This is a genomic window from Nereida sp. MMG025 (assembly GCF_021654165.1).
GTDB lineage: Bacteria > Pseudomonadota > Alphaproteobacteria > Rhodobacterales > Rhodobacteraceae > Nereida.
This window is the reverse complement of record NZ_JAKFZN010000018.1, coordinates 1-10,070: the sequence shown is the minus strand read 5'-3', so window position 1 is coordinate 10,070 and position 10,070 is coordinate 1. Positions and strand designations below refer to the sequence as shown.

General features: G+C 54.4%; 8 protein-coding genes and 1 pseudogene. 5 read left to right on the top strand and 4 right to left on the bottom strand.

The features are described 5' to 3' along the window. Window positions 1-164 precede the first annotated feature (164 nt). From L1065_RS15430 to L1065_RS15420, 3 genes are all read right to left on the bottom strand, one after another. Window positions 165-1,262, bottom strand: coding sequence for a hypothetical protein (locus L1065_RS15430; RefSeq protein WP_237096405.1), 1,098 nt, complete (start codon window positions 1,260-1,262; stop codon window positions 165-167). Window positions 1,263-1,541: 279 nt separating this feature from the next. Continuing rightward, on the bottom strand, window positions 1,542-1,943 hold the full coding sequence (locus tag L1065_RS15425) for a hypothetical protein (protein ID WP_237096404.1): 402 nt from the start codon (window positions 1,941-1,943) through the stop codon (window positions 1,542-1,544). Continuing rightward, a complete protein-coding gene (locus tag L1065_RS15420; protein WP_237096403.1) occupies window positions 1,940-2,905 on the bottom strand; it encodes a plasmid recombination protein in 966 nt (321 codons plus the stop codon). The genes L1065_RS15425 and L1065_RS15420 overlap by 4 nt, the downstream gene beginning before the upstream one ends. Before the next feature lie 337 nt (window positions 2,906-3,242). Between L1065_RS15420 and L1065_RS15415 the strand changes: the two genes are divergently transcribed. The 4 genes from L1065_RS15415 to L1065_RS15950 are packed head-to-tail and all read left to right on the top strand — an operon-like array spanning window position 3,243 to window position 6,808. Then, window positions 3,243-5,372, top strand: a complete 2,130-nt coding sequence (locus L1065_RS15415; RefSeq protein ID WP_237096402.1) for a type VI secretion system Vgr family protein — start codon at window positions 3,243-3,245, stop codon at window positions 5,370-5,372. An 8-nt stretch (window positions 5,373-5,380) separates the two neighbouring features. Continuing rightward, on the top strand, window positions 5,381-6,307 hold the full coding sequence (locus tag L1065_RS15410; protein ID WP_237096401.1) for a hypothetical protein: 927 nt from the start codon (window positions 5,381-5,383) through the stop codon (window positions 6,305-6,307). Next, window positions 6,304-6,540, top strand: coding sequence for a hypothetical protein (locus L1065_RS15405; protein WP_237096400.1), 237 nt, complete (start codon window positions 6,304-6,306; stop codon window positions 6,538-6,540). The genes L1065_RS15410 and L1065_RS15405 overlap by 4 nt, the downstream gene beginning before the upstream one ends. Before the next feature lie 49 nt (window positions 6,541-6,589). Next, window positions 6,590-6,808, top strand: a complete 219-nt coding sequence (locus L1065_RS15950; protein ID WP_370641205.1) for a PAAR domain-containing protein — start codon at window positions 6,590-6,592, stop codon at window positions 6,806-6,808. Window positions 6,809-6,832: 24 nt separating this feature from the next. On the opposite strand, the pseudogene L1065_RS15400 reads toward L1065_RS15950, so the two are convergent. After that, window positions 6,833-9,733: pseudogene (locus L1065_RS15400) on the bottom strand (Tn3 family transposase). Window positions 9,734-9,827: 94 nt separating this feature from the next. Between L1065_RS15400 and L1065_RS15395 the strand changes: the two are divergent. Next, a partial coding sequence (locus tag L1065_RS15395) for a recombinase family protein (protein ID WP_237096399.1) occupies window positions 9,828-10,070 on the top strand: 243 nt, incomplete at its 3' end.

The following is a 10,070-nucleotide window of genomic DNA, read 5'->3' as shown; positions in this document are numbered from 1 at the left end:
GCATGATCGACCTCAAAAGCACAACCGCGGCCAAAGTCCTCGGTTAATGCAACACTCCCCTTCAGAAATATGTGCCATTAACCAGTCTTTACCAGCTTGATCTGTTATATGCGCCGTCATCAGATTGAAATCTATCAAGTCGTTAGGGTTCTGAAACATACCTACTAGTCCTCTATTTTTACAGCTTCAAAAACTGCTTCTTCCACCCAATCCTTCCACAAGAAGATGCGCGGGGGGGCTCCGGCGGGAATATATGTAACCGCAAACGATCTATCGGTGTTGAAGTGGTCTGGCACAGGGCCCGTTAGGCGGCTCAGGACTTCCATCTCAATATGGTCCTTCGACATTTGCCAAATTTGATGATTGTTATCGAAACCCACAAGGCCCTTGGGAACATCAGAAATCGCAATTCCTGCGCCACCACTGGCACTGCCTACGTTATCCGTACCCGGCCCTAACGTCGCAAATTCATCCAAAACTTCAATTCTATCTTCGGTCACTTTGAATAAAGTTGGGGAAATAACAGGTCTACCTCGTTCTTCTTTAGGAATGTCGTAGTGACGCCGTTCCGTGAACTCAGTGACCCGAACATCAACAATTCGCCCTCTTTCCTTTACGGCTTCCTCTAAAATTACAGGCCGACTGACCCTCAATCGAAATGCGCCGTGAACATACATTGCATCGGGAGTGATTTTGAGAACTTCTAAGCTGCGGAAGCCGCCAAGTGGATTATAAATCTTGCCCGAAACTGCACTATCAGTGGCATTTCGCGGCAATACTGAAATCATCCCCCCATCATCGGTAATTCTGACCACCGCATTAGGCGAGATCTGCGCTGATGTTTGCAGCGCCAGCTGATTGGGCGATGAATTGTAAATCACCGCATGGATCGATCCGTCCCAACTATATTTTGGCTTCCAGCGCACAAACGTCAGATTGGGCGTCGTGCGTTGTGTTACCTCAAACGTCGCCAGATCAAGGGTATAAATGTTCCAGCCCCCCGCATCCTCAAAACACGACAGTTCGGGTGATTGGCACAGCCCCGCAAACACAAGTTCGCTATGATCATCCGAATATTTTGGATCAAATGGAATGATCCCGTCAGGCAAGGCAACCGCCTTGAAATCCCACACGCCAGATCCCTGAGAAATATCAGCAAACGCCATAAATGCCTTCTGCGTTTCACCTTTGGGAAATGCTGTGAGCACCATTTCATTGCGGCTTTGGGAAACATCCAACCCATTGACCTGTAGATCGGCCAAAGGTCGTGCGCGGGTTGTATCTGCATGCGCGAGAGCAAGCGTCGCGCAAAGCGCTATCACAACAATTCCCACCAATTGATGAAGAGGTCGCCTAAAGATCACGACAGCGAACAATACCCGTACTACTCATCAACACGCCAGACCCACCCCCGCTACAACTTTGAGGGTAGTCCTGATCGCGCGTAAGTTTCAAGAAAAAAACTGGGTGTCCAAAAGTGAAAGCTTGCGCAGCGCCAGCACGCCGCATAATCAAACCTACCCGATGAGCCAAACTCTCTGTTAGTTTAGGTCGCACTTGGTCCCAGAAACCCTGACGACGGACACTTCGATCTGAGGCTCGGTCACACGCAACAAGCCACTTTGACCGACTGTAGTTTCACCAGACAACTCATGACCTTGCACAATGATGAATCGATTACTGTCATCGGCCAAGCTGACATAGCCATTCTCGGCGGTGATAACCGTTCCCGAGATATGATCCCCGTCTTGGGCAGTTTCTACCCAAAATTCATCAATGGGATAACCTGCTCGGTCCAGATCATCCACGGCCTTCATGCGCAGTTCAACACAGTCTGCGCGTAAATTTTCAGCGATGATGCGGTTTAGCGCCGTGGCATCACCCTGATGGGCGTCGATACTCGCCGCTACATTCCTTTCGGTGGTGATGCCTCTGAAACTCACCTCATGCGGGACTGTTGCATTAACCGTGGCCAAAGTCCTCGGTTAATGCAACAGTCCCCTTCAAACTGCGTGGGCTGGTCTGGCATGTCTGCCAAGGACCGCTCGGTGTCGTAGGTGCCAGCCTGAACCCGGTCGATGGAGACCGATAGGTTGCGAACGCCACGCTCCACCCATTCCGCTGCCTTTTCCAGATCAGCTTTCGCTTTGTCTTGCTCTGTCTCGAACTGCGCCCGTTCCTGCAAAAGGCGCAGGCCTTCTTTGCGCATCTCTGCCGCTTGCTCAATCACCCATTCGCGCGTGGACTGGCCGTCCGGTGCATCAACGGAGCGATCCTCGCCATACTCGATTCCAAGATGATCAACGGCGACAGTCATGCGTTCGCGCAATCGCTGGAAGCTGCCTTGCTTGGACAGGGTAGGGTGGGAAGCACGGCCAACCGTCCTAACGCCTTCCGAGGCGCGGGCGAGCGCTTTGCGCTCTTCGAACTGTTCCGGTGTCTCACCGCGCTTTTGCTTCCCCGGTACACGCGCTTTCTTGAGATAGGTCGGTGCCACCACCGCATGGATGTGCGGCGTGTCCTCATCTAGATGTAGCTCCGCAAAGATCAGATCAGCCCCGTGTTCTTCCCGGTGCTGGTTCATGGTTGCCTCTTTCCACGAGGCCAGCCGATCCACATCCCATGTTCCGACCGCTTCGGGACTATCGGGCCGGAAGTATTCCGGGGAGGCGGAGAGGACGATACGCAGGTAGGGCCTCTCGGATTGTGCCGCAGGTTTCTTGACACCGCCCGCATAGAGGGCTTTGAGCGTCCGGCTTAAACCTCCACCGTAGTTTTCATTATCCTTATCAGGTTCGTGCTCAAGACCCTGAAGGACGCGGTTCAGCATTGACCGTTCTTTGACGATGTTAGACGACCCATCTGGTTCGCGCACCAGACAGTGGCGATCCAAAGAGCTAATCATCGAGGGCGAGGCGGGTTCAATGTTGTAGACGAGCTTGTAGGCTATGTGGTAGGCATATCAGAGCGGGAGAAGACTGCAAAGTCTCTTTGCTCATAAGGAAACTTTGTGGTCCCGCTGCTGCGCACCACCCCAAAGTCCCCTGATGAGCCCTGCCGGGAGCCTCTCCGATCTGGCGATCTGCGCGGTTAGAGACCTCCGGCCAGCACCTTGCCAAGCCACCGTTGGTGGCTGCAAAACCCATCCTTCCCCTGCCCTATGGTTGGCGATGTCAGGATCGGTTTTGTTTTGCAAAGTTTGCTGCTAGCTTTCGCCTAATAGTTGTATTTCAGGGTGTTGCATGAACACGCATTTTAGCCAGCAGGACCGTCAGGGCCGCCTTACGACCGCAATCGGTGCGGAGACGCTTGTGCTGCTTCGCATGGATGGCAGCGAGGAATTATCTGGTGATTTTGAGTGGCGCGTTGAGGCGTTGGCGACTGAGCCGGGGCTGAATCTGCATGGTCTGCTGGGCACCCACGCCACTGTGGAAATTGACCATGCCGATGGCACTCGTGCCTTTGACGGGATAGTCTGCGAGGCACAGGCGCGCGGCGCATCCGAGAACGGGTTTCGTTATGATTTAGTGTTGCGACCCTGGCTGCATGTAGCGGACTTACGGCGCAACATGCGTATCTTTCACAATAAAACCGTGGTGCAGATCGTTGAGGAGGTCCTGTCCGCCTATACCCATCTGGGCAGCCCGCATTTGGACGTGCGGCTGACGGAAGATTACCCTGTTCTGGAATACACGACCCAATACGGCGACAGCGACGCTGATTTTGTGCGACGCCAATTGGAACGCCACGGTATCAGTTGGTCTTGGCGGCATGAGCTTGGGTCGCATACGTTGTTGCTCACAGATGCGGAGTTCAGCCTGCCCAAAGTACCAGGCAATAAACGCCCCTACTACGGAGTTGATGGCTATAATCAGCATGACGAAGAGCACTTCAACCTATGGTCATCCGCCGAGCGGATCACGACGGGCGCAGTCAGGCTGACCGAGTATAATTTTAAGATACCGAATGCATCGCAGGAAGTAGACTACATCGGCGACGCAACCCACCCCTCGGGCGATATCGAGAGCTACGTCTGGCCGGGCGATTATCTCAAGCACGATGAAGGACGCGGTGTTGTGAACCGCCGCACGCAGGCTGAGCGGGGACAGGCCCCACGCCAAGAGGCTGCAGGCGATGTGGTGAGCCTTGGTGCCGGCTGGCGGGTGACGCTCACTGGTGACGAGGTGCCCGGGGCGACGGGCCGGACCTTTGTGTGCCTCAAGGCCCAGCACCGCTTCCGCGCGCAGGCCTACGGGTCAGGTGACAGCGGCAATGACGCGCAGCCCTATGACGGGTCTTACGTCCTCATGCCGGATGATACACCCTACCGCCCTGAACGCCGCATAGTTGGGCCGCGTGTGCAGGGTCCTGAAACGGCTGTTGTGGTTGGCGAAGGCGAGATCGATTGCGACGAACATAGCCGCATCCTGTGCCGCTTTCACTGGGACCTAGAGGGTGCGAACACCATGCGTGTCCGCGTCAGTCAAAGCTGGGCATCCAAAGGCTGGGGCGGGATGGTTATCCCGCGCATCGGCATGGAAGTCATCATCGAACACCTGCGCGGAGACCCCGACAAGCCGATTGTGACGGGGTGCGTTTACAATGGGAATAACACGTCCCCGTATGAGCTACCTGCGCATAAAACGCGATCAACGTTTAAGACCGACACTCACCAGGGCGCGGGATTTAATGAGTTGCGGTTCGAGGATGAGCAAGGCCGAGAAGAGATTTTTGTCCATGCCCAGAAGGATCGGAACGAAAAAACGCTTCATAACCACACGAACCGAACCGACAATAATTACGCACTGAGTGTAGGGCATAACTTTTCCGAAGATATTGAGTATAATCGAGAAGCTAGTGTCGGCGGAAACGTTTCGTTTTTCGTTGGCCACAGGACATCTTCAGGCCCGGTTGCAGCTTCAATGCGAAAAAACTGGGAAGGTATTGGCCCCTACGGATACCAGCTTGGCGAACGAGGTGCGTCCGCAAAACCTCAAGGTAATTTCACACTGGTGACGAATGGATCGCAACGGTTCTTATCTGATGGGTCTACGGTCATCGAAACGGACTTGTCTATGACGTTGCGAGCAGATCAGAACTTTCAACTTAATGCAGCACAAACCTACGAAGCATCGGTCGGTAGCGATTTATCTGAGGCTGTCGGAGCATCCCGGCTGTGCACAGCTGGCGATCGGATTGTGTTTGCAACTGGTGCAAGCAAGCTTATCCTCCGTTCAAACGGGCAGATAATTCTATCAGGTAACGAAATTATACTGCGTGGTAAAAGCAAGGTATCAATCTTTACAGAAACGCTAAAAGGAGTTGGAAGTTCTCTAATTGAATTCATCTCTAAGCGCATCAATCTAAATTAGGAGAAGTCATGCCTCAAGATGGTCCAGGCCTTACAATTGACGGTGACTATACTAATAACGGAGGAACCGCGGCAGACGGTTCGGATACCCTTATATGCGGTCTGTTAACAGACGGCAGTGTCATTGAATGTGCGGAGGCTCAGCCTGAGGAGTTCATCGAGCGAAATTGGGTGGAAACATTCGATTTTGATCGCCGCTTATTTGCAAATTACGGTAAAGATTGGTGGCTTGGAGTGCTGTATGCTCCTGCCAGATCTGGTGCTATGGGTTCTGTGGCTCGCCGCAACATGACCGAAGCTGGCACCTATATTGCCGAGGTTCTCATTTCTATTTGGCCGCATCGGCGCGCGATCTTCAAAATGCTCAAGTTGATGGTCCGTATGGGGGTTGGATCAGAAGACTTTGAGCGCCGAATGGAAAGTTGCGTCGCTGAGAATTATCCTGATTATTTTAATGATTTCGAACGTTTGGATCAGCAAGCAGAACAACGGATTCGGGATGCTGCAGGAAGTATGGCTCGCCGAATGGCGGGTGGTGTTTTCGTGAATTACGTGACAACCGGAGGGCGTTACGGGCGTCGCATGGTGGCAGGTAGTTCTGCACGTGTTCGAAATGTCTATCGATTACGCATCCCCGCAAATCTTGTACTTGCGACATGGGGAGGGCTTTTGCGCACATACATGGAATATCGCTATCCGGACACTGTTCGGACAGCTTATGCCACAAGCGGCGCAATGCCACGAGAGCCCAACATTCTTAATCTTTTCGGTGCAATCCTTCTGGGAGACGGTGCACCGCTTGATTTTGTCAACCGAGAGGATTTCAACCAGCTTATTGCAGTCGCCGCCGAATGCGTTGCGGATGATGAGGAGGATCAGGCCGCATTTGACGCACTTCTCGATGCCCTAATTTTATTTCATGAGGATCGGTCATGATTAAGCGTTTGATTGGGTCATTCATCGCCGCTTCTTTTGAGGCGGTGTTCATCGTTTTGCCTGGTCTGGCCTTAGCGATTTTTCTTCTGATGTCTTTTGCAGGACCATGGTATATGTGGATGGGAGTTGGCCTGTTTTTTTGTATCTATGTCGTTGTTATGGAGAGTCTTAAAGACAGGATTATACATTATTTTGATCCGTTGGACGAAGATTCGGATACGACCGGAAAATAACTCATCGGTAAAATCATGACTATAATGGTAAACCGAAAGTAACCTCAATATGCCTCAATCAACCCGTCTCGGTGACATAGGCTCTGGCCATGACTGCCACTTTCCGCCGACCGCACTAATTGCGGCCTCTCCCGATGTCAATATTGATGGCATCCCGGCTGTCCGCCAAGGTGACGCCTACGCCCCACACGCTTGTCCGACCTGTCCAGCACCATCGCATCCGCGCGCACTATCGGGTGGCTCTACCAGCGTGTTCATCAAGGGGTAGATTCCGGTAGGGGGCAGGATCGTATCACAAGGGTCTTTCGCTCTGATTTTGCCACCTGTATTCGCCGGTGAGCAGGATATGTGCCCATCCGAGCGGCGAGATATGCGAGAGAAGCTCTGGTGAGCAGTCGAGACCCGCGCGCTTTCGGGCGGACACTGTATGGCCGAGGTGCTTTGTGTTCCAATAGATGATGATCGCTGCCAAAAGGTTCAGCCCGGCCATGCGGTAATGCTGCCCCTCAGCGGAGCGGTCACGGATTTCGCCTTGTCGGCCTATGCGTAGGGCGTTTTTCAAGGTGTGATGCGCCTCACCCTTGTTCAATCCAATTTGGGCGCGGCGTTGCATGTCTGCGTCGAGCAACCATTCAATAATGAAGAGCGTGCGTTCGATGCGCCCGATTTCGCGCAGGGCAAGGGCCAACTCATGCTGACGCGGATAGGACGCGAACTTTTTCAGCAACTGACTGGGCGGCATAATACCCGCTGCCATTGTTGCTACGGTGCGCAGAACATCGGGCCAGTTTTGAATGATCAATCCTTCCCTGACTTTGCCACCGATTAGGCCACGCAGTTCGTCAGGGGCAGAGGCGGGATCAAACAAATAAAGACGCTTGGACGGCAGATCACGGATGCGGGGAATGAAGCGGTAGGACAACAATGAGGTGGCAGCGAAGACAAGATCGGTGAACCCACCTGTATCAGCGTATTGCTCTTTGATTTTGCGCCCTGCGTCATTCATCAGCAAGCCGTCCAAGATATAGGGGGCCTCGTTTACAGTCGCCGGAATGTTTTGGGTGGCGAAGGGGCCGAACTGATCTGACAGGTGGGTGTAGGCTTTCAGCCCTGGCTCCGACCCGTATTTCGCATTGATGAGGTTCATTGCCTCGCCCTGCCGCGCCGCCGGAAAGAACTGACCATCACTCGATGCAGTGACGCCGCCGCCCGAGTGGGCAGCCATTGGTAACTTTGATTGTGCGCTGATGACCAAGGCCAAGGCACGATTGATGGCGTCACTTTCGATGTGCCACCGTGAGATGCGCGAGAGCTGGAAATTCATGTGAGCTGGTGGCCTCGGCCATCTTGCTCAGGCCGAGGTTCAGCCCTTCGGCCAGCAATACGTTCAGGAGCCCAATCCGGTCCTGGCAAGGTGATCCGGTGCGCAAATGCGTGAAGGCATCGGCAAAGCCGGTGTCGTTATCGACTTCCTGAAGGAGATCGGTGATGCGCATGGCAGGCAGGCGACGATAGAGGTCGAGCACCAATTCATCCGCTTCCTTGGGCACCGCCGAACTCAGCCGGTCGATCTTGAGCACGCCATTCTCGATGGAACCGCCTGGGATTGCGCCAGCCCGGACAGCCTTTGCCAATCGATTAAGTCTTTCCGCAAGCCGCGCTTTACGCTTCGCGATCCATACTTCCGGTTCGAACGGAACGGTCAGTCTGGGTGTTGCCTTCGCCGTTTCAAATGGAACCAGGGCTTGCTTCAGATCGGCGTAACGACGGGAATGGGCCAACCAAACATCACCAGAGCGGAAGCATCGCGGAGATGGAACAGAACAGCCACCTCCCACAGGCGATACCTGTCTTTGTCACAAGCATTGATATGGCGGTGCCACTTTGATCCGCGACGCAGAAAGTGGGTGGTTGCAAATTCGGCGCTTCGGCCCTTCGCTACAATTGCTGCCGCCGCCAATAATGGCTCGGCCACGGGTGCCGCCTGTATCTCCAATGCGCGTAGCATGCGTGGCGCATAACGCCGGAACCGGTGAAAGCCGTGGACAACATGGCTCAAAGGATCAGCCGCCATCGTGTCTGTCAGTTTGGCGGCGGTTGCTACAAGGCCTTCGAGCTGATGCCACCCACAGGCAGTTTCGGTGGCCGTATCAAGCGATGCCCCATCCCCCTTTGCTTCCAGGAGAGCCACGCCCAGAGTTTTGAATGAACGCAGCGTGTCGTGCAGGGCCGACTTCGCGTCGGCAACCCGCGCGTCACAGATTTTCTTTGCATCACGCCAAGTCTTTCCAACAATACGGTCATGGGTTTCAACAAGGGCATCGGCTATGGCCGCGTGCCATTCGATTGCACACACGGTCAGGATTGCGAGCCGCCGGTCGCTGCCAATGTCTCGGAGGCCATCCGCAAAATACCGTTCCCCTTGGCGGCGTAAGCGTGTGATCTGGTCCGGAGGAATGCCATCCAAAAGGCTGGGCGGGACTTTCAGTCCCTGCAAATGTTTCAGCCTGTCCAATAGCCGGGACGCATCTGCTGAGTTGCTGCCCACCTCGAACTGTCGCAGCCAGATAAATCGGCTGACCTTGCCATCGACCATCTCGGTCAGCAACGCATCCAACTGCTCCTGCGTGTCATCACTGAGTTGACTGACGATCCGGCTTTCGGTCTTACGCTCAGCTGCGACGAGCGCATCCGCGCAAAGCCGTTCGATCACAGACAGGCCGGGCAGGATAGTCTGGGTGCGGCGGCATTCTACGACAAATTGTTGGGCGAGTTCTGTATTGGAGGGCGCTGCCTCAGCCCGCGCTTCAAGCCATGCCTTCAGGTCACGCGCACCCCGGCCTGAGAACATCTTGTACCCATAAAGCTCGCGAAGATCGGCAAGATGCCTGCGTCGGGTTACATCTGTCTCTGCGTAGCAGGCAAGGGCGGCGGGCTTTTCAGCGAGCTGCGCGGCGATGAACTGGCTCACCTCCAAGGGAATGGTCTCGCCGGGTGACAACAACCGCCCCGGATATCGGAACGCGCAGAGCTGGAGGGCAAAACCCATGCGATTGCGAGAATGACCACGGGTGCGAATATGCTCAATGTCATCATCGGCCAAGGTGTAGTGCCGTAAGATCGTGGCTTGATCGGTCGGCAGGTCAAAAAGTGCCGAACGTTGGCGTTCGGTCAAAACGGATCGTCTTGGCATGGATGTGCGTCCTTGTTATTCAGTAGTCTATTCAGGACATTTTCCGCACCATTAGAAACAGCAACTTACAAGACACAAACCCAAGGGGGTTCAATTGGGACAGCGCGCCGCCATCTATGCCAGGGTCTCGACGTCTGACCAATCCTGCGAGCGGCAGGTGTCAGAATTGACCGCATTTGCGGAGCGCGGCGGTTATGAAGTCGTCGCTGTGTTCAAGGAAACGGCTTCTGGGACCAAGGCGAACCGTGCCGAACGTGGTAAGCTCATTGACCTGGCTCAAGCCCGAAAGATCGATGCCATTCTCGTCTCCGAGCTGTCTCGGTGGGGCCGATCCACT